Source organism: Sphingomonas sp. G-3-2-10 (assembly GCF_012927115.1).
GTDB lineage: Bacteria > Pseudomonadota > Alphaproteobacteria > Sphingomonadales > Sphingomonadaceae > Sphingomonas.
The window spans coordinates 2,630,070-2,649,265 of sequence record NZ_JABBFY010000001.1; the positions used below are offsets into that span (position 1 = coordinate 2,630,070).

The 19,196-nt window shown below is 66.3% G+C and carries 18 protein-coding genes; 11 read left to right on the forward strand and 7 right to left on the reverse strand.

What is annotated here, in order from left to right:
• Positions 1-7 precede the first annotated feature (7 nt).
• Genes HHL13_RS13275 through trbB form a run of 3 tightly spaced genes read right to left on the reverse strand, consistent with a single transcriptional unit; the run spans position 8 to position 1,586 of the window.
• Positions 8-286, reverse strand: a complete 279-nt coding sequence (locus tag HHL13_RS13275; RefSeq protein WP_169556115.1) for a VirB3 family type IV secretion system protein — start codon at positions 284-286, stop codon at positions 8-10.
• Positions 286-615, reverse strand: coding sequence for a TrbC/VirB2 family protein (locus tag HHL13_RS13280; RefSeq protein ID WP_169556116.1), 330 nt, complete (start codon positions 613-615; stop codon positions 286-288). The genes HHL13_RS13275 and HHL13_RS13280 overlap by 1 nt, the downstream gene beginning before the upstream one ends.
• Positions 612-1,586: a P-type conjugative transfer ATPase TrbB gene (gene trbB, locus HHL13_RS13285; RefSeq protein WP_169556117.1), complete on the reverse strand. Its 975-nt coding sequence runs from the start codon at positions 1,584-1,586 to the stop codon at positions 612-614. The genes HHL13_RS13280 and trbB overlap by 4 nt, the downstream gene beginning before the upstream one ends.
• A gap of 547 nt (positions 1,587-2,133) precedes the next feature.
• Between trbB and HHL13_RS13290 the strand changes: the two genes are divergently transcribed.
• From HHL13_RS13290 to HHL13_RS13340, 11 genes are all read left to right on the forward strand, one after another.
• Positions 2,134-2,478, forward strand: coding sequence for a hypothetical protein (locus tag HHL13_RS13290; RefSeq protein WP_169556118.1), 345 nt, complete (start codon positions 2,134-2,136; stop codon positions 2,476-2,478).
• Positions 2,479-2,542: 64 nt separating this feature from the next.
• The gene (locus tag HHL13_RS13295) at positions 2,543-3,805 is read left to right on the forward strand and encodes a TolC family protein (protein WP_169556119.1); all 1,263 of its coding nucleotides are present in this window, start codon (positions 2,543-2,545) and stop codon (positions 3,803-3,805) included.
• Positions 3,802-4,965, forward strand: a complete 1,164-nt coding sequence (locus HHL13_RS13300) for an efflux RND transporter periplasmic adaptor subunit (RefSeq protein WP_169556120.1) — start codon at positions 3,802-3,804, stop codon at positions 4,963-4,965. Before HHL13_RS13295 ends, HHL13_RS13300 begins: the two co-directional genes overlap by 4 nt.
• A 3-nt stretch (positions 4,966-4,968) precedes the next feature.
• On the forward strand, positions 4,969-8,232 hold the full coding sequence (locus tag HHL13_RS13305; protein WP_169556121.1) for a CusA/CzcA family heavy metal efflux RND transporter: 3,264 nt from the start codon (positions 4,969-4,971) through the stop codon (positions 8,230-8,232).
• 12 nt (positions 8,233-8,244) lie between these two features.
• Positions 8,245-8,586 carry a DUF190 domain-containing protein gene (locus tag HHL13_RS13310; protein WP_169556122.1) on the forward strand — a complete coding sequence of 114 codons (342 nt, stop codon included), beginning with the start codon at positions 8,245-8,247 and terminating at the stop codon, positions 8,584-8,586.
• A 100-nt stretch (positions 8,587-8,686) separates the two neighbouring features.
• Entirely contained in the window at positions 8,687-9,373 is a 687-nt protein-coding gene (locus HHL13_RS13315) for a transporter (RefSeq protein ID WP_169556123.1), read from the forward strand.
• Positions 9,370-9,969: a cation transporter gene (locus tag HHL13_RS13320; RefSeq protein WP_169556124.1), complete on the forward strand. Its 600-nt coding sequence runs from the start codon at positions 9,370-9,372 to the stop codon at positions 9,967-9,969. The genes HHL13_RS13315 and HHL13_RS13320 overlap by 4 nt, the downstream gene beginning before the upstream one ends.
• Positions 9,966-12,500 carry a heavy metal translocating P-type ATPase gene (locus HHL13_RS13325; protein WP_169556125.1) on the forward strand — a complete coding sequence of 845 codons (2,535 nt, stop codon included), beginning with the start codon at positions 9,966-9,968 and terminating at the stop codon, positions 12,498-12,500. Before HHL13_RS13320 ends, HHL13_RS13325 begins: the two co-directional genes overlap by 4 nt.
• Positions 12,497-12,979, forward strand: coding sequence for an SRPBCC family protein (locus HHL13_RS13330; RefSeq protein ID WP_169556126.1), 483 nt, complete (start codon positions 12,497-12,499; stop codon positions 12,977-12,979). Before HHL13_RS13325 ends, HHL13_RS13330 begins: the two co-directional genes overlap by 4 nt.
• A gap of 65 nt (positions 12,980-13,044) precedes the next feature.
• Positions 13,045-13,548, forward strand: coding sequence for an MgtC/SapB family protein (locus HHL13_RS13335; RefSeq protein WP_240953707.1), 504 nt, complete (start codon positions 13,045-13,047; stop codon positions 13,546-13,548).
• 57 nt (positions 13,549-13,605) lie between these two features.
• Entirely contained in the window at positions 13,606-13,905 is a 300-nt protein-coding gene (locus tag HHL13_RS13340) for a zf-TFIIB domain-containing protein (RefSeq protein ID WP_206376921.1), read from the forward strand.
• A gap of 159 nt (positions 13,906-14,064) precedes the next feature.
• On the opposite strand, the gene HHL13_RS13345 is transcribed toward HHL13_RS13340, so the two are convergent.
• From HHL13_RS13345 to HHL13_RS22845, 4 genes are all read right to left on the reverse strand, one after another.
• Positions 14,065-14,520: a CopG family transcriptional regulator gene (locus tag HHL13_RS13345; protein ID WP_169556127.1), complete on the reverse strand. Its 456-nt coding sequence runs from the start codon at positions 14,518-14,520 to the stop codon at positions 14,065-14,067.
• Positions 14,517-16,490, reverse strand: coding sequence for a conjugal transfer protein TraG (locus tag HHL13_RS13350; protein WP_169556128.1), 1,974 nt, complete (start codon positions 16,488-16,490; stop codon positions 14,517-14,519). Before HHL13_RS13350 ends, HHL13_RS13345 begins: the two co-directional genes overlap by 4 nt.
• Positions 16,491-16,502: 12 nt before the next feature.
• On the reverse strand, positions 16,503-18,245 hold the full coding sequence (locus HHL13_RS13355) for a DUF3363 domain-containing protein (protein WP_169556129.1): 1,743 nt from the start codon (positions 18,243-18,245) through the stop codon (positions 16,503-16,505).
• Positions 18,246-18,492: 247 nt separating this feature from the next.
• Complete coding sequence (locus HHL13_RS22845) at positions 18,493-19,086, reverse strand: lytic transglycosylase domain-containing protein (protein WP_346775555.1); 594 nt, start codon at positions 19,084-19,086, stop codon at positions 18,493-18,495.
• Positions 19,087-19,196 lie beyond the last annotated feature (110 nt).

The following is a 19,196-nucleotide window of genomic DNA, read 5'->3' on the forward strand; positions in this document are numbered from 1 at the left end:
CTCCGCCTCACGCGCGCAGGAAGGCGGGGTAGCGCATGTGGCGCCGCCCGACTTCGAGGAACTGGGGATCCCGGCGCGCAGCCCAGACGGCGGCGGCGTGGCCGACCGCCCAGATGAGCAGTCCGACCAGCCAGAGGCGCAGGCCCAGGCCGACCGCGCCGGCAAGCGTGCCGTTGACGATCGCGACCGAGCGCGGCGCGCCGCCGAGCAGGATCTGCTCTGTCAGCGCACGGTGAACGGGTGCGGTATAGCCGGGAATTGCCGCGCCGGGATCGAGGGTTTCCATCAGATCAGCGCCCCGCCGCCGAAGCTGAAGAAGCTGAGGAAAAAGGAGCTGGCGGCGAAGGCAATCGACAGCCCGAACACGATCTGAATGAGGCGGCGAAACCCGCCCGAAGTCTCGCCGAACGCCAGCGTCAGCCCGGTCACGATGATGATGATCACGGCGATGATCTTGGCGACCGGCCCCTCGATGCTCTCGAGGATCGACTGGAGCGGACTCTCCCAGGGCATCGACGATCCCGAGGCTTGGGCTGGGCCGGCAGTAAGCGCGACCAGTGCACAGGTGGTGAAAGCCGCCGCGCGGGTGCGGGCAGCGGAAAGCGAGATGTTCATGCGGACTCTCCGTTGGTCAGGAAGTGAAGGCGGTATTCGCCGGAGGCATCGAGGCCTTCGACGCGGGCAAGTTCGGCGAGACGGCGACCGGCGCCATCGCGGACCAGCACCGCGATCAGGCCGATGGTCTCGGCGATCAGCGGGCGAGGCACAGTGGTGACGGCTTCCTGAATCAGCTGCTCGAGGCGGCGCAGAGCGCCCAGCGCGGTGCCGGCATGAATCGTCCCGATGCCGCCGGGGTGCCCGGTGCCCCATGCCTTGAGGAGGTCGAGCGCCTCGGCGCCGCGGACCTCGCCGATCGGGATGCGGTCAGGTCGGAGGCGCAGCGACGAGCGCACAAGGTCCGAGAGTGTCGCAATGCCTTCCTTCGTCCGCATCGCGACGAGATTCGGCGCGGTACACTGCAGCTCGCGCGTGTCCTCGATGATGACGATGCGGTCGCTGGATCCGGCGATTTCGGCGAGCAGAGCATTTGTGAGTGTGGTCTTGCCGGTGCCGGTGCCCCCGGCGACCAGGATGTTCTCGCGGCCGACAACTGCGGCTCGAAGGGACGCGCATTGCGCGGGCGAGATGATCCCAGAGCCGACATAATCGTCGAGCGTGAAGACCGCGACCGCAGGCTTGCGGATCGCGAAGGCCGGCGCCGTGACCACCGGAGGCAGCAAGCCTTCGAAGCGCTCTCCCGATTCAGGAAGCTCGGCCGATACCCGAGGGGAGCGCGCATGGACTTCCGCGCCGACATGATGGGCGACGAGGCGGATGATCCGTTCGCCGTCGGCAGCGGACACGGTTTCGCCGGTGTCGGCGAGTCCCGTGCCAAGCCGGTCGACCCATAGCCGGCCGTCGGGGTTGAGCATGACCTCAACGATTTCGGGATCGTCCAGCCAGACGGCGATCGCGGAGCCGAGCGCTGTCCGCAGCATGCGCGCACCCCGGCGCGAGGCTTCCGATCGGGCTGGCGTTGCGGTCACTTTTCGGCACCCTGGCTTCGAGCCGGGGCGACGTTGCTCCGGCGACAGGGTCGACTAGAGAGTGACGAAATTCGGCGGGCGCAACAGCTAGTTGAAGCCGTCGTAGCCTAGCGCAAGGTTAGAAAGTCCCGGCGAGCAGCCGCACCGATCCCGGCTGCCAAATCCATGCCTGGAGCCATGCGAATGCCATCGCCCGCGACTCGCGGGCCCGTGCCGATGCTCCGAATCCGCGCGTGGCCACGTACCGATTCAGCAAGCGCTGCCACCAACAATAACCCGGCCCAGCAACACGACTCGCCGCCCGCCAATAGCATTGTATACTTCCATTATCAGGAAGTTTTCGACCCGATTAAAGTGTAAATGCTTATGCACAGTGATCTTCCCACGATTTACGCGCTTAAAATGATGTATCACTTCTTAGTGACAGGATAACATCAACCGAGCCACCGTGTTTCAATTTGCTCTTCGTGGTAAATTTCTGCCCATCGCTCAGTATTTCACCGAATGCTCTTCCACGGCAGCAACTCTTGCGCTATGGCGCCGCCGAATGCGCAAGCTCGTCGCCTCGATCGCAAGCCTGATGCTGGTCCTGACCCTGTGGTCCGGGTTCCAGTCGTCGGTCGCCTATGCCGCCGAGACGGTCGGGTGCGTGACGGTGGTCGATGGCGACGCGATGGGCCATGCGCCCGGCGATGCCGACGAGGTCCCTGGCGACAGCGACAAGGCCACGCCGCACCATCACAATGTCAGCCACAGCCATGACCTGGGCGTACCGGTGACCAATGCGGTCGCCGTCCCCGTCCTGCTCACTCTGGTCAAGACGGGCGTCGCCCCTAGCGCGCCACCGGTGGCTTTCACGCCGAACCGCACCTTGCGGCCTCCGATCGCCTGACTTCGCCGTCCCTCCGCGCCCGTAGCGCGCGGAGATCTCGCGAACGTCAGGGAGAATCCCGATCATGTATCGTATCATCGCGGCGCTGCTCGCCGCGGCGTCCTGCGCAAGTGTTGCGCAGGCGCAAACCGCACCGCCCGTCGAGGCGCGTGAGGTAACAACACTGAGTCAAGCGCTCACGCTCGCCGGCGTGGCGTCCCCCAATGTAGAAGCCGCCGAAGCCGGCGTCAGTGCCGCCGAGCAAGGCAGGACCGTCGCCGGGCTGCGCCCCAACCCGTCGGTGTCGGTCGAGGTGGAGAATTTCGCCGGAACCGGCCCCTATCGCGGGGTCGGCGAGTCAGAGACGACGGTCGGCTTCGCCTTGCCGCTCGAACTGGGCGGCAAGCGTGGCGCGCGCGTCGGCGTCGCAAATGCCCGGCTCGACCGGGCGCGCCTCGAAACGGCAGTCACCGCTGCCGACGTCCGCTTGCGCGTTACGCAAGCGTATATCGTGGCAGTCGCGGCCGAGCGGCGGCTGATCGTCGCGCGCGAGCAACTCCGCATCGCGGAAGAGGCGGTGCGCGTCGCCTCCGACCGGGTAATGGTAGGCGCAACCTCTCCGATCGACGAGCAGCGTGCCCAGGTGCAACTCGTCAACGCCCGCACCGAAGTGCAGCGTGCGGAGCGCACCGTCGCGGTGACCAGGAGCAATCTTGAAAGGTTGATCGGCCAGCCGATCGTCGGCGATCTCGACCAGGCCTGGTTCGATCGAACCGGCACGTACGGGCCGACGGCACCGGTCAATGTCGAGAATACGCTGTCCTACGCCGTGGCAAGCGCGGACTTCACGATCGCGGACGCTGGTGTCCGGCTTGCCCGAAGCCAGCGCATTCCCGACCTGACGCTCAGCGCCGGCACGCGCCGGATCGAAAGCAGCAACAGCCAGGCGATGGTCGTCGGGGTGTCGATCCCCCTGCCACTGTTCAACCGAGGAACCGCGAGCGTGTCGCAGGCAACTGCCGAACGCTCCCAGGCGGACGCCCGGCGGCGGGGCATTCGCCTCGATGCCGATGCGGCAATCGCGGACGCTACCGCGGACCGCGACAATGCAGCGGCAGCGGTTCTTGCCTCCGGCCCTGCGCTCGAGGCCGCGATCGAGTCCGCGCGTATTGCGCGGGTTGGCTATGGCGAGGGCAAGTTCGACCAGCTCGTCCTGATCGATGCCGAGCGCACCCTCCTGCAGACCCGAACCGCGCTGATCGATGCGCTCGCAGCCTATCATGATGCCGAAGCTCGCCTCGAGCGCCTCACGGCGCCGGCACCTTCGCTTACCGGAGACACGCAATGAATTTCAAAGACAAGCGCCTCCTCGGGGGGGCGGCAGGTGCCGTACTGCTCGCGGGCGTCGCAGGCTTCACCATCGCCCGGGTGACCGGGGATGCCCCGCCACCGGCGACCGAAAATGCGGCGGCGCCCGCGAAGGAAGACCATGGTGGTGAGGCCGAAGGCCTCACGATGAGTGACGAAGCGATCAAGAGCGCGGGCATTCAGACCGAGACCATCCAGGCGGGTGGCCTCGGCGCCGAGATCGTGGCGCAGGCAACGGTCAAGGCATCGCCCAATGGCGAGGCGATCGTGACGGCACGCGCGGGCGGTGCGGTTACTCGCGTGTTCAAGCGTCTGGGCGACCCGGTGCGCGCAGGCGAGACCTTGGCGATCGTGGAAAGCCGCGACGCAGCAGGGATCGCCGCCGAGCGAACCGTGGCAAATTCCAGAGTGGAATTGGCGCGCAAGAATCTGGCGCGCGAAAGCTATCTCGTTCGTCAGCGGGTTTCGGCGCGGGTCGATCTCGAACGCGCCGAGGCCGATTATGCCGCGGCACAGGCTGAGGCCCGTCGGGCGCAGGTGTCGGCAGGCGCTGCGCGCATCACCAGCGATGGGCGCGGCGTGATCGTGTCCAGCCCGATCTCCGGCCGGGTGACAATCTCGACCGTCACGCTCGGCGCATTCGTGCAGCCCGAAACCGAATTGTTCAGGGTCGCCGATCCGCGCCTGATTCAGGTGGAAGCAGCAATCAATCCGACCGATGCCGGCCGGCTTTCGGCCGGCGACGCCGCGATCGTGGAGCTTCCTGACGGGCGCACCGTCAACGCGAAGGTTCGCGCGGTCACCCCTTCGGTGAGCGGCGAAACGCGCGCGGCAACTGCCGTGCTCGATGTCGATGGCACCCTGCAGCCTGGCCTCGCGGTGCGAGTCCGCATCCGTCCGAGCCGCGGCGACATCTCCACGTCGATCGTGGTGCCCGAAGAGGCAGTGCAGTCGGTGGAAGGACGCGATGTCGTTTTCGTCCGCACGGCGACCGGCTTCAAGGCGGTTCCTGTCACGACCGGCCGCCGCAGCTCGGGCCGCGTCGAGATCCTGACCGGCCTCACCGCCGGCCAGACGATCGCGACCCGCCAGGCATTCGTCCTCAAGGCCGAAGCCGGCAAGGGCGCGGAGGAGCATTGAGACATGATTGCTAACCTCATAGCGCTCTCCGTGCGTGCACGGTGGGCCATCGTCCTCATATTCCTCGTGATCGCCGGCGTCGGCACCTGGCAGCTAAGCAAGCTGCCGATCGACGCCGTGCCCGACATCACCAACCGACAGGTCCAGATCAACACCGTCGAGCGGGCGCTCTCGCCGATCGAGATCGAGAAGCGCGTCACCTTCCCGATCGAGACCGCACTGGCCGGCATTCCCGGCCTGGAGACGACCCGCTCGCTATCGCGCAACGGGTTCAGCCAAGTCACCGCGATCTTCAGCGATTCGACCGATCTCTACTTCGCGCGCCAGCAGGTGAGCGAGCGTCTCTCACAGGCGCGCGACACCCTGCCGGATGGCGTGCAGCCACAGATTGGACCGGTCACGACCGGGCTTGGCGAAGTGCTGATGTATTCGGTCGACTTCACCCATTCGGGCGGCAAGGGCGCGACAGTGAAAGACGGTCAGCCGGGCTGGCAGTCCGACGGCAGCTTCCTGACGCCCGAGGGCGACCGCCTGGCCGATGACGTTTCACGCGCCGCATATCTGCGGACCGTGCAGGACTGGATCATTCGGCCTCAGCTGCGCTCCGTCCAGGGCGTCGCCGGGATCGACTCGATCGGCGGCTTCGCCAAGCAATATGTCGTCGAACCCGATCCGACCAAGCTGTCGAGCTACGGCATTTCCTTCTCGGAACTCGCCAAGGGACTCGAAGCGTCGAACCTGTCGGTCGGCGCCAACTTCTTCAACCGCGGCGGCGAGGCTTTCCTGGTGCGCGCCGACGCGCGCATCCGCGATATCGACGAAATCGCCGATGCGGTGGTCGCAACACGCGGGGGCCTGCCGGTCACCGTCAAGGACGTCGCCACCGTCAAGGTCGGTGGCGAGTTGCGCACCGGCGCTGCCAGCCAGAACGGCCATGAGGCCGTCATCGGCACGGTGCTGATGCTCATCGGCGAGAACAGCCGCATCGTCGCCAAGGCCGCGGGCGACAAGCTCGAAGCCATCAACAAGTCCCTCCCGGCCGGCATCAAGGCCGTGCCGGTCCTCGATCGCTCCAAGCTCGTCAACGCGACCGTCTCGACCGTTCAGCGCAATCTCATCGAAGGCGCCATCCTCGTCGCCGTCGCGTTGTTCCTGCTGCTCGGCAATTGGCGCGCGGCAATCATCGCCGTGCTCGTCATTCCCTTCTCGTTCCTGATGATGGCGATGGGGATGAACGCGTTCAAAGTCCCCGGAAACCTGATGAGCCTCGGCGCGCTCGACTTCGGTCTGATCGTCGATGGTGCGGTCATCATCGTCGAGAACTGCCTGGCGCGACTGGCGCACCGTCAGGAGCATGAAGGGCGAATCCTCACCCTGCGAGAACGGCTCGAGGAGACGATGCGAGCCAGCCAGGAGATGATCAAGCCGACCGTATTCGGCCAGGCCATCATCCTGCTCGCCTTTGCACCGTTGCTCATGTTCACCGGCGTCGAGGGCAAGACCTTCTCGCCGATGGCGATCACCATCATGCTGGCGCTCGTCGCGGCCTTCATCATCTCGCTGACCCTGGTTCCGGCGCTCGTCGCGCTCCTGATCCGCGGCAAGGTGAGCGAGAAGGAAGTCTGGCTCATCCGCAAGACCAAGACGGGGTATCTGCCGCTGCTCGACAAGGCGGTGGCAAAGCCGTGGCGCTTCATCGTCGCCGGGTTCCTGTTCTTCGCGGCCTGCGTGCCGGTCTTCTCGCTGCTCGGGCAGGAGTTCATTCCCCAGCTCGACGAGAAGAACTTCGCGATCGCCTCGATCCGCGTCCCCTCGGTCGGTCTCGAGCAATCGCTCGCGATGCAGCGCCGCGTCGAGGCGGCAGTGACGCGGCTGCCCGAAGTCGAGCTGATGTTCTCCAAGACCGGTACGGCGGAAGTCGCGACCGATCCGATGCCGGTAAACATCTCCGACGGGTTCATCATCCTGAAACCGCAGGACCAATGGCCGGCGGGCGTCACCAGCAAGGCGGATGTGCTCGCGCGCATCGAGAAGGCTATCGAAGGCGTCGCTGGCCAGGGCTATGAAGTCAGCCAGCCGATCCAGCTGCGCTTCAACGAACTGATCGCCGGCGTTCGAGGCGATGTCGCAATCAAGCTCTATGGCGACGATCTCGACAAGATGGGTGCGGCCGCCCAGCGGATCGTGGCGGTCCTGAAGGCCGTCCCGGGTGCTGCGGACGTCAAGGCCGAGCAGACCGGCGGGGCGCCGACGCTCGACGTGCAGTTCAATCGGGCGGCAATCGCCCGGTACGGCCTGACCGTAGAGGAAGTCGCCGATACCGTCGCTGCGGCAATGGGCGGCCGCGAGGCCGGCATGCTGTTCGAAGGCGACCGGCGGTTCGAGGTGACGGTGCGTGTGCCACAAGCCACGCGCGAAAGCCTCGACGCGCTCGCCAGCCTTCCGGTGCTGTTGCCGACAGAAGCCAATGGCACACGCGAATCGGTGCCGCTGTCGTCGGTCGCCACGTTCCGCTTCAACGAAGGCCTGAACCAGATCAGTCGCGAGAACGGCAAGCGCCGCGTGGTGATCCAGGCCAATGTTCGCGGACGCGATGTCGGCTCCTTCGTGACCGACGCGCTCGCGGCGGTCGACAAGGTGGCACTGCCGGCCGGTTCCTATCTGGAATGGGGTGGCCAGTTCGAGAACCTCAGGGCCGCGTCGCAGCGCCTGTCGCTCGTCGTGCCGCTATGCTTCGCGGCAATCTTCGGCCTGCTGTACATGGCTCTGGGCGGGTTCGGCCGGGCGGCGTCGGTGTTTCTGGCGGTCCCGCTGGGGCTTGCCGGTGGCGTCTTCACCCTCGCGCTGACGGGGATCTCCTTCTCGGTCTCGGCCGCGGTCGGCTTCATCTGTCTGGCAGGTGTCGCGGTCCTCAACGGCCTGGTCGTGATGACGGCGATCCGGGAGCGGCTCGACGCAGGCGTCGAGCTCAGTCGTGCCATCGTCGAAGGCATGACCGAGAAGATGCGGGCGGTGGTCATGACCGGGTTCGTGCCTGCCATCGGCTTCGTGCCGATGGCGCTTGCGCACGGCACCGGCGCGGAGGTCCAGAAGCCGCTCGCGATGGTCGTGATCGGCGGCCTGATCGCCGCCACCGTCCTGACCCTGCTCGTCCTGCCGGCGATCACCAAGGTGGTCCTCGGTCTGGGCGTATCCCGCAGGGACAAGGCTGAAGGCGATCAAGGCCCTTCCGCTCCGCACGACCCCCACACCGTCCACGCCAACTGAGGAGCATCGCTCATGGAAAACATTCGCCTGCTTCGCATCTACACCGATGAGGCAGCATATTTCGGGGACCGCAAGGTCCTCGAAGTGGTTGCCAGCCGCGCGCGCGACGCGCGGCTGGCCGGCGTCACGATCCTGGAGGCACTGATCGGTTTCGGCCGCTCGGCGCACCAGCATCGCCGCCATGTGCTCGAAAGTGATCGCTCGGTCGTGATCGAGATTATCGACGCCGAGGAAGCGCTGCGCAGCTTTGTCGCCTCGCTTTCGGACGTCCCCGGCGTCGGGCTGATCACGCTCGAAGCGGTGGAGGTGCTGGGCGGCAACACCGCCCTTCTCTCAAGAGCCGACCCGGCGTGACGAACCGGGCGCGGCATCCGCTCCCGGCTCTGTCGAGCTGCTGGCCGGGTGCCGCGCCCGCTTCAACTGTCGCCGCGAACCAGAACCGAAGGACACTTCGATGCCGGTACTGAGCTACACAATCATCCCGCTACTGGCGATCCTGCTGGGGTCGATCGTCGCACTTGCCCGCCCGCCGGGCCCCCGCCTCGTCAGCGCGATGCAGCACCTCGCAGCGGGCGTCGTGTTCGCCGCCGCCGCGACCGAGATCGTCCCCCAGGTGATGCACGGTGCGTTCTGGGTGGCGACGCTGGTCGGGGGCGCGCTGGGTGTGGTCACCATGCTTGCCCTGAAAGCGTTCGAGGGCCAGTTCCGGGGGCCGGCCGCCTTGTTGGGCGCCGTCGCGATCGACATCGCGATCGACGGCCTGGTTCTTGGCCTGGCCTTTGTCGTCGGAGCGAAGGCGGGGCTGTTGCTCACCATCGCGCTCACCCTTGAAGTGCTCTTCCTTGGCCTCACGCTGACAACCGAGCTCAGCGAGTCGATCCGGTCGAAGGCCAAGATCATAATGATCGTGGCCGCGATCGCGCTCCTGCTGCCCGGCGGCGCCGCGATCGGCCTGACCGTGGCCGAGCTTCCCCCCGCCGTGATCGTCGGCTTTTTGAGCTTCGGCCTGATGGCTTTGCTCTACCTCGTGACCGAAGAGCTGCTCACCGACGCGCATGCCAAACGGGATACCCCGCTGGTCGCCGCCATGTTCTTCGTCGGTTTCCTCGCCCTGCTCCTGATCGAGGAGTTGATGGCGTGACCGCCGAACCTGCGAGCGAAGGCGGCAAGACGGGCGAGCGGCGCGCGCTCTGGATTGTCCTGCTCCTCAATCTCGGCCTCACGGTCGCTTTCCTCATCGCCGGGCTGAAGGCGGATTCGAGCGCCCTGATCGCCAACGGCATCGACAATGCATCGGACAGCATCGTCTATGCGATCAGCCTCGTGGCGCTTGGACGCGCAGCGCGACTGAAACGATTGGCGGCGCGCGTCTGCGGCATCCTGCTCCTGCTGTTCGCACTCGGCGTGGTCGCGGATGTAGTTCGCCGTTTCCTTGAGGGCAGCGAGCCGATCGGCGGAACCATGATCCTGATGGCGGCGGCGGCTGCCGTCATCAATGCCGCCTGCCTCCTCGTCCTGCGCCGGATCGAATCGCCCGACGTCAATTTGCGCGCCGCGAAGACGTTCAGCTTCAACGACTTCATCTCGAACGGCGGCGTCCTCGCCGGCGGCATCCTGGTGAGCCTGACCGCTGCCAATTGGCCCGACCTTGTCGTCGGCGCCGCAACCGCACTCATTGCCCTGTGGGGCGGCGTCTCGATCCTGCGGGACGTACAACATGAAGGATCTACCCAATGAGCGCCAAGCTCCGCCTCGACATCCCCGTCATCCTGCCCGAGATCCCCGATACTGCCGACGCCTGCGTCAAGCGGCTCATGGCGGAGCTCAGCGGCAGGCCCGGCATCGAGCAGGTCCATGTCGTCAAGGCCTCAGCGGCCAATGCGCAGGCGCAGCTATGCGTGCACTATGACCCGACGGTCCTGTCTCTAGCGCGGATCACAGACGTCGTCATTCGCGCAGGGGCAAAGCTGACCGAGAGCTACGGGCATCTTGCCCTGAACGTCGATGGGATCACGCATCAGCGCCGGGCGCGCAGCGTTTCGGAACAATTGCTGCGAGTAAAAGGCGTGATCGAGGCCGAGGCCAGCGCCGCAGGCAATGTCCGCATCGAGTTTGACCGCACCTCTGTATCCGAGGAGGCACTGCGGAGCTTTCTTGGCCAGATCGGTGTCCATGAAAGCACAGCGAAGGCCGCAAAGCATCCGAAGGACGAAGGTCCTGCTGCCGCCAAGCCTGTCGACAGCCAAGATCACAAGCCGGGCGAAAAACACGACCATGGCGACGAACACGATCATGGAAATGCGGAGGGCGGTCACGAGCACGCCCATGGCGGGATCTTCGGCGCGAACAGCGAACTGATCTTTGCGCTGCTCTGCGGCGCCTTGCTCGGCATCGGCTTCGCGATCGAGAAGTTGACCGTTGCACCGGCATGGGTGCCGATGGCGATGTTCATCACGGCCTATGGCTTTGGCGGCTATTTCACGCTGCGCGAGGCGATCGACAATCTCAAGCTCAAGCGGTTCGAGATCGACACGCTGATGCTGGTCGCGGCGGCCGGCGCGGGCGCGCTCGGCGCCTGGGCCGAAGGCGCCCTGCTCCTCTTCCTGTTCAGCTTGGGCCACGCCCTCGAGCATTACGCGATGGGCCGCGCCAAGCGCGCGATCGAGGCGCTCGCCGAACTCGCACCCGACACCGCGCTCGTTCGGCGCGACGATCGCGAACAGGAAATTCCAGTCGAAGAGCTCGCGATTGGCGACGTCGTCATCGTGAAGCCCGACGAACGGATCGCGGCCGACGGATTCCTCATCAAGGGCACCAGCAGCGTCAACCAGGCGCCCGTGACCGGGGAAAGCATGCCCGTCGACAAGCGGCCGGTGATGGACCACGCGGCGGCGAGTGCGGCGCCCGAAACAGTCGAGGGCGCCTTCCGCGTTTTCGCGGGCACGATCAACGGTAGCGGCCTGATCGAGATCGAAGTTACCCGAACCTCCGCCAACAGCACGCTGGCGAAGGTCGTAAAGATGGTGAGCGAGGCGGAGACCCAGCGCTCGCCGACCCAGCGTTTCACCGACCGGTTCGAGCGTATCTTCGTCCCCGCCGTGCTCGCGCTTACCGTCGCTTTGCTATTCGCCTGGGTCGTCGTCGACGAGCCGTTCCGCGACAGCTTCTACCGCGCGATGGCGGTGCTGGTTGCCGCAAGCCCTTGTGCCCTGGCGATCGCCACGCCCAGCGCCGTGCTTTCGGGCGTGGCGCGAGCGGCGCGCGGCGGCGTCCTGGTGAAGGGCGGCGGCCCACTCGAAAATCTCGGTTCGCTGACCGCGATAGCATTCGACAAAACCGGCACGCTGACCGAAGGCCGTCCGCGGATTACCGACGTCGTCCCCGCAGACGGCGTTGCCGAGGACGAATTGCTCGCCATCGCGATTGCGGTCGAGAAGCTCAGCAATCACCCGCTCGCGCGTGCCATCGCCAGCGACGGTGCCGACCGCCTCGGCGAGCGGGCGCTTCCCACCGCCAGCGATCTCGGCAGCCTGACCGGGCGCGGCGTCACCGCCCAGGTCGATGGCGAGACGGTGCTGATTGGCAAGGCCGAGATGTTCGGCGCCGACGGCGTCGCGCCGCTCTCCCCGGCCATGGCCGAGGCGATCGCGAAACTCCGAGAGGATGGCAGGACAACGATGGTCGTGCGTCGTGGCGACAAGGATCTGGGCGCGATCGGGCTGATGGACACGCCGCGCGAGGCGGCCAAGGCGACGCTCGCACGGCTGCGCAAGCTCGGCATCACCCGGATGATCATGATCTCCGGCGACAACCAGAAGGTCGCCGAAGCGATTGCCGCCGAAGTCGGGATCGACGAAGCGATCGGCGACCTCATGCCCGAGGACAAGGTCGACGCGATCCGCAAGCTGCGCGATCAAGGTAAGGTCGCGATGGTCGGCGACGGGGTCAATGATGCGCCGGCGATGGCCAACGCCACCGTGGGCATCGCGATGGGCGCAGCCGGATCGGACGTCGCGCTTGAGACCGCCGATGTCGCGCTGATGGCCGATGACCTCGCCCATCTGCCGTTCGCGGTCGGACTCAGCCGCAGCACCCGCGCCATCATCCGCCAGAACGTCTTCGTCAGTCTCGGCGTCGTCGCCATTCTCGTTCCTGCGACGATCTTGGGTCTCGGGATTGGCCCGGCCGTGGCCGCGCATGAAGGCTCGACCCTGCTGGTCGTGTTCAACGCGCTGCGGCTGCTCGCTTATCGGGACCGTGGCGTATGATCGCCGTCGAGAACGAGATCGCCGTGGCCGCGCCCCCGTCGAAGGTATGGCGCCTGCTGGCGGACTTTGCGCACTACCGCGATTGGCATCCGTTCATCCGGTTGATCGGCGAAGCCAGGGCGGGCGCGGAGATCAACTATGAATATACCAGCGTCATGCGCACCCGGAGGAAGCGCTATTCGCCGGCCACGATCACGCGCTTCGAGCGCAACGCCGCATTGGAATGGACGATGGGGATCCGCCATCTCTTCCAGCACGTGGAAAGCTACGAGCTCACCGCGCATCCTCTTGGCACCCGGTTGCGCCATCGCATCGAATACCGAGGCGTCGTCTCGATCCTGTTTCGAGGCGGCCCAAGCGATGCCGCGCATGCGCGCATATGCGAGGCAGACAGCGTCCTGCGTAGCCGTTTCGCCGGAAAGAAGCCTTCTCCGGCCGGAAAGCCAAAAGCAGGGGGCGGCAAAAGGCCGCGCCGATGACAGTCAACGGCATCCCGATCGCACGAAGCGTGCAGGCCTGACACCGCCGAGATGAAGGATCGCGCATGAATTTCCCAGTGTCCGGAATGCCGGAGATTCTGTCCCACCTGGTCAGCCTTGCGATTGCCTATGCGCTGGCTTTGCCGATCGGATGGGACAGAGAGAAGGAAGAGCGAAGCGCGGGCGTGCGTACGTTCCCGCTCGTAGCGATTGCGAGCTGCGGATTCGTGCTGGTGGCTATCGCGGTGCTCGGCCCCGAATCGACGGGCCAGTCGCGCATTCTCGAGGGCCTGATCACCGGCGTCGGGTTTATAGGCGGTGGTGCGATCCTGAAGCAGGGGGATCGCGCGGCGGGTACAGCGACTGCCGCAAGCCTGTGGGCAACCGGCGCTATCGGCGGAGCGGTCGGCTACGGACTGTACGATATTGCCGCGTTCCTCAGCCTCGTCACCTTCCTGACACTGCGCTCGTCGCGCCCGCTCAAACAACAGGCGCTGGATGCGGCGGAGCAGTCGCCCGGACCCGTGGTTGCGGGCCCGCCTGACAAGGGCGGTCTCATGCCACCGTGATGCAAGCGAATCCTCTGACGCTCGCAAGGCAGACTTAGCCACACCCAGGAGACTCACATGACCCAGAATACCGGCCCGATGGCCTGCCCCGTTGACGGGACCACGCTTACGATGAGCGAACGACAAGGTATCGAGATCGACTATTGTCCGGCATGCCGCGGCGTGTGGCTCGACCGCGGCGAACTCGACAAGATCATTGAACGGAACACGGCCGTCCCTCCGGGTGTCGCCCGTGGAGATGACCGGCAGGACTATGAAGAGCAACGCCAACGCGGTCATGGAGGCGGTCATGGTTCAGGCCATGGCTATCGCGGGCGAGACCGCAAGAAGTCCTTCCTGAGTGAGCTGTTCGACTAGACGCCCGCAATTGCCCTGAGCCGGGCGCAAGGCGCGCGACCACGAGACCGACAAGCAAATCTACAGCTCCGGGGACCCGGCCTCGGCAGACGGCCATTGAGCCGCCAGCGACAGCACACCCGCCCGAAGAAGCGCCACGCTGTCGCATCCGGGACCAGATCAATCCGGCGCCTCGTCGATACGGTGAGAGCCTTCTGTGTCCGAGCCGCTGATATCTTCCGAAATCTCGTTGCGCAGTCGCGGCCCGAATTCCAAGCGGCGATTAAGCGTCTCGACGAACCGCTCCCAGCGCTCCTTGCCCATCGCCTGGGCGGCGGCGAGTGCCGTGTCGGGAAGTGGCGGATTGTTGATCAGCCAGAACCGGACGAACAGTGCGACCGTCTCGTTGCCGAGTTCGACATGCCAGGCGAGCCGATCGGCCTGACGGGACAGCCGGTCCAGCCGCCGGCTCAGCACAGCCTCTAGATGCTCGCTGCTGTCTCCCGACAGGAACGAAGACAAGGCGGTCTCGACGACCAGCGCCTGCGGCACCCGCTTGCGCGCCGCATAGTCGGCCAGTTGGGCCGACAGGTCGGCCGGGAGCCTGAAGGTGTGCTTGATGCGAAGTGCGTTCATAGGTCGATTCCGTCCTTCGGATCGAGCGAGGCCTGGCGCGCGTTCCCGCGCATTCGGTCGCTCAGGCGGCGCGCCGCGGTCGCCTCCTCGGTGGCGCTGTCATCGAACTCGAACTCGCTTGGCGGCGGTGCGGGCCGGGGCACGATATCCTGCTCTTCGGGCAGCTCGGGTTCGCGGCGGATGCCGCCATTGGCGGCATCGTCGGCATCCGCTGTTCGCGGCTCGGCGGGCTGCGCGGACTCGGGGATCGGAAGCGCCGACCAGTCGTTCGGCCGCAGGTTCCGGGCCGGGTCGGGCGACGGCGGATCGGTGATCCTGGCAGCGAGCCGCCCATCGGTGAAATAGCGCACCTTCTGCGCCCGGATCGGATGGACCCCGGCCGCCATAACGATCTCGTCGTCGGGCGGCAGCTGCATCACTTCGCCCGGCGTCAGCAACGCACGTGCGGTTTCGGTGCGGGACACCATCAGATGACCGAGCCAGGGCGAAAGCCGATGACCGGCATAGTTCTTCATCGCCCGCATCTCGGTAGCGGTGCCCAGCGCATCGGATATCCGCTTGGCGGTCCGCTCGTCGTTGGTCGCGAAGCTCACCCGCACATGGCAATTGTCGAGGATCGCGTTGTTGGGCCCATAGGCCTTCTCGATCTGGTTGAGCGACTGGGCGATCAGGAATGCCTTGAGACCATAGCCGGCCATGAACGCCAGCGCGGACTCGAAAAAGTCTAGTCGGCCGAGCGCCGGAAACTCGTCGAGCATCAGCAGGACCCGGTGCCGCCGGGCGCTCGGCTTCAGCTCCTCGGTCAGACGTCTCCCGATCTGGTTGAGCAGGAGCCGGATCAGCGGCTTGGTCCGGCTGATGTCGGACGGCGGTACGACCAGATAGAGTGTCGATGGCCGATCGGCCTCGACCAGGTCGGCGATCCTCCATTCGGATCGGCTGGTGACCCGGGCGACGACGGGATCGCGATACAGTCCGAGGAACGACATGGCGGTCGAGAGCACGCCGGACCGTTCATTCTCGGACTTGTTGAGCAGCTCGCGCGCCGCGGATGCGACCACTGGATGGACGCCGGCTTCGCCCAAGTGGCGGGTCGACATCATCGCCGCGAGCGTGGCCTCGATCGGCCGCTTCGGATCGGAGAGGAAAGCGGCAACCCCAGCGAGGGTTTTGTCGGGTTCTGCGTAGAGGACATGGAGGATCGCGCCGACCAGCAGCGCATGGCTGGTCTTTTCCCAATGGTTGCGCCGCTCCAGCGAGCCTTCGGGATCGACCAGCACATCGGCGACATTCTGGACGTCGCGGACTTCCCACTCGCCCTTGCGGACTTCGAGTAACGGATTGTAGCCGGCCGAGGCGGGATTGGTCGGATCGAACAACAGCACCCTGCCGATCCGGGCGCGAAAGCCGGCGGTCAGCGTCCAATTCTCGCCCTTGATGTCATGGACGATCGCCGAGCCCGCCCAGGTCAGCAGCGACGGGATGACGAGACCGACACCCTTGCCCGATCGCGTCGGCGCGAAGCAAAGCACATGCTCGGGACCGTCATGGCGAAGATAAGTCTGGTCGAGCCGACCAAGCACGACACCATCGTCGCCGAGCAGCCCGGCATGCTCGACCTCCCGATGGGTGGCCCAGCGCGCCGAGCCATACGTCTCGGCGTGCTTGCGCTCGCGAGCCCGCCACACCGACATGGCGATCGCGACAACGACCGCGGCGATCCCGCCCGATGCGGCGATATAGGCGCCCTGAACGAAGACCTCCGGCGCGTAGGCGTCATAGCTGAACCACCACCAGAAGAAGGCGGGCGGCGGGTACACCGGATAGCCCTCCACCCGAAACCAGGGCGGCCCGAGTTCGGGCTGATAACCAAGCGCCTGTGCGGTCCGCTGCGTCGCGCCCCACACCGCGCCGAGCACGATCAGCAGAACGATGGTCACCTGCCCCCACAATATCTTCGAGGATTGCACGTGCTTGCCTTTCTAAATGCCAAGGCCGCGGCTGCGGCCGATGGTCCAGTCGATGCCGCCACCGGCGGCCATGGTGCCGGTCACGGCCTGGCCCAGCTGGCGGTCGAGCGCCGGGCGCCACGGCACGAGCTGGAAGCCGAGACCGTCGTCGATCATCGCGAAGCGGCCCGAAGCGAGCGTCACTCGCTCGCGATAGGTGCCGGCGATCGTCGAGCCGGGAGCAGGCTCGTACGGTGCCAATCCGGTGGATGCCGCGATCCGGGCGGACGCTTCGCGCAGATCGGCGGAGCGCAGGGTGTCGATCAGGTTGGGGGCCAGCGTGACGCGCCTGCCTGTCCGGGTCGCCAGGCCTTGCGCCACGAGATGATCCTCACGTGCCGTCATCGCGTCCCGAACCTCGGCGCCGAACCCCAGGCTGGCTGGCGTGAAATCGCGCGCCAGCAACTGGCGGTCGAGCCACGTCGCGCCCCGCGCCGTGACTTGCTTGTCGAGGGGAAGATCGCTGCGCACCGCGAGCGCGCTGCGTTGGACGCCGCTACGATCCTGCCAGCCGCGCAGCTCGACGATCGCCCCCGCCGACGCATCCCCGGTCAATTCGAGATCGCCCAGCCGCAAATGATGATGCCGTCCATCGACACCGTCGACGATCGCATAGGCAGTGCCGGTCAGCTCGTCCTGCAGGCCTCGCGCGACCAGGCGCCCAACTACCGGTTCGGGCGCGCCCGGCGGGTGGATGGCGAGGCGCCCTTCATGAATGGCGTGCCCGGCTTCGCGCATTGCGCGGTGCATCGACTTGATGATGTCGCCACGGTGGCCAAGTTCGCGAAGCCGCGCCTCGATATCGGGCTTGAGCGCCCAGCGCGCCGGGCCTGCCGGCGACGTGAGGCCAAGCCGCTCGAGCTTCTGGGCGCGCCCGGTCAGCAATAGCGTTCGGCGATCAGGTGCCGCGCCAGCCTCCGGCCGCAGGTCCACGATGCCGTCTTCGCTGGCACGCGACCGCAGTGCGCGATCAAGGCGTGTCCATCGATCGGCTTCGACTTCCTGGCCAAGCGCGCGCTGGATTTCACGTTCGCTGCGCGGTCCAAGCTCCAGGGTCACGCGGGCCTCGGCCCGGTCGCGAAGTCCCTGCGAAATATAGCCTCGGTCGATGACGAGATCGGCGCCATCCTCGGCGACGCCGCGGACCAGGATGTGGACGTGCGGATTGTCGGTGTTCCAATGGTCCACCGCGACCCAGTCGAGCCGCGTGCCGAGGTCCTTCGACATGTCGCCCATCAGCTCGCGGGTGAAGGTCTTGAGATCGGCAAGCTCGCCGGCGTCCTCGGGCGACACGATGAAACGGAAATGATGCCGGTCATCGGCGCATCGCCCCGCGAACGCGTCGCCGCTGGTCTGGTCGGATCGCGCATCGAACATGGATGCGTCGCGACCGTCGCGCGTGACCCCGTCGCGCTCGAGATAGGCGATGTGGCGGGCGAGCGGCGCCGCTCGAAATCGTTGCCCCGAATGCCGGACGATTCGGGCCTTGACGATAACCCGACGCGACGCCGCCGAGCGCCGGTCTCGCAGCGCAGCGCCGCGACCCCGGCCCAGCCGGCCAGTCCCGCCTCCGCGGCGGACTGACCGGCGAGCGAAGCCGGCGCGGGCTGCGGCACGCTTGACCTGCCCGGCGAGGCTGAGCGGCTTGACGCTTCCCGACCCCCGGCTTCGTCCCTTTCCGGGGCGCACGCGAAGATCGTCTTCGCCCCTTGTCATTGGTGTGCCGCCGGCAAGGCTGCCAGCGCGCCAGGCATTGAATTTCCAAGATAAAGTGCCGCAGGCGACGGCAGGATGTTGGGGAGGATGGCGCAAAATCTGCAATCCAAACAACCAGTTGCGCCCGGACCGACGGCGGCGCTTTTATCTCGCCATCCCCCAAATCCTTCTTCCAGCTCCACACACGGCCTGCTTTCCACTGCCTTCGCGGCTGAACAAGGAAGCGCCGGACGGAGCATCGGACCCGTCATTTCGGAACCACCGTCCGGGGCACGAAGACGGTGTCGCGGGGGTGCTCGGACGGGTGTGCTTCGGGCATTATCTGAGGTTCGGGAGGCGAAGACTCACTCGACGCAATGGTCTGTGAAGGCCCGGATTCGGATGAACGAGCGAAGAGCTGGCCGTCCCGCCAGGCTTCGGGATCCGGCATGGCTCGGCGCTGCGCCGGGGCTCCTTCGCCCATCATCCGGCCCGACAGTCGTGCGACATAAGCGACGGTCTCGGCGGGCAATGGACGCCCCGCGAGATAGGCTTCGTAACGCCCCGGACCTGCATTATAGGCGGCCAGAAATCCCGGATCGCCGTAGCGATCGAGCAGTTCGCGAAGATAACCGGTGCCTGCGAAAATATTGTCGCACGGGTCGAACGGATCGCTTCCGAGCGCATAGCGCCGGCGCAGTTCGGCCCAGGTTCCGGGCATCAGCTGCATCAGTCCCAACGCGCCCTTTGGCGAGATCGCATAGACCGCGCCGCCGCTCTCCACCGCGATGACCGCGCGGATCAACCTGCCCGGGATAGCGAAATGCCGGGAAGCGCGTGCAATAGGTTCATCGAGCACCACAGACGGCGCACACGCCGTTCCGGCGGTGGCGCTCTCCGCGCTAGCTGGAGGCGAGCAAAGGCATGTCAGCCCAAGCGTAAGCCCCGCGAGCCGATGGCAAATCGCACGCC

Excerpts from the sequence above, each read along its gene's own strand:
- HHL13_RS13275 (WP_169556115.1), bottom strand. The coding sequence starts at position 286 with ATGGAAACCCTCGATCCCGGCGCGGCAATTCCCGGCTATACCGCACCC.
- HHL13_RS13280 (WP_169556116.1), bottom strand. The coding sequence starts at position 615 with ATGAACATCTCGCTTTCCGCTGCCCGCACCCGCGCGGCGGCTTTCACC.
- HHL13_RS13290 (WP_169556118.1), top strand. The coding sequence starts at position 2,134 with ATGCGCAAGCTCGTCGCCTCGATCGCAAGCCTGATGCTGGTCCTGACC.
- HHL13_RS13295 (WP_169556119.1), top strand. The coding sequence starts at position 2,543 with ATGTATCGTATCATCGCGGCGCTGCTCGCCGCGGCGTCCTGCGCAAGT.
- HHL13_RS13300 (WP_169556120.1), top strand. The coding sequence starts at position 3,802 with ATGAATTTCAAAGACAAGCGCCTCCTCGGGGGGGCGGCAGGTGCCGTA.
- HHL13_RS13305 (WP_169556121.1), top strand. The coding sequence starts at position 4,969 with ATGATTGCTAACCTCATAGCGCTCTCCGTGCGTGCACGGTGGGCCATC.
- HHL13_RS13310 (WP_169556122.1), top strand. The coding sequence starts at position 8,245 with ATGGAAAACATTCGCCTGCTTCGCATCTACACCGATGAGGCAGCATAT.
- HHL13_RS13315 (WP_169556123.1), top strand. The coding sequence starts at position 8,687 with ATGCCGGTACTGAGCTACACAATCATCCCGCTACTGGCGATCCTGCTG.
- HHL13_RS13325 (WP_169556125.1), top strand. The coding sequence starts at position 9,966 with ATGAGCGCCAAGCTCCGCCTCGACATCCCCGTCATCCTGCCCGAGATC.
- HHL13_RS13330 (WP_169556126.1), top strand. The coding sequence starts at position 12,497 with ATGATCGCCGTCGAGAACGAGATCGCCGTGGCCGCGCCCCCGTCGAAG.
- HHL13_RS13335 (WP_240953707.1), top strand. The coding sequence starts at position 13,045 with ATGAATTTCCCAGTGTCCGGAATGCCGGAGATTCTGTCCCACCTGGTC.
- HHL13_RS13340 (WP_206376921.1), top strand. The coding sequence starts at position 13,606 with ATGACCCAGAATACCGGCCCGATGGCCTGCCCCGTTGACGGGACCACG.
- HHL13_RS13345 (WP_169556127.1), bottom strand. The coding sequence starts at position 14,520 with ATGAACGCACTTCGCATCAAGCACACCTTCAGGCTCCCGGCCGACCTG.
- HHL13_RS13355 (WP_169556129.1), bottom strand. The coding sequence starts at position 18,245 with ATGACAAGGGGCGAAGACGATCTTCGCGTGCGCCCCGGAAAGGGACGA.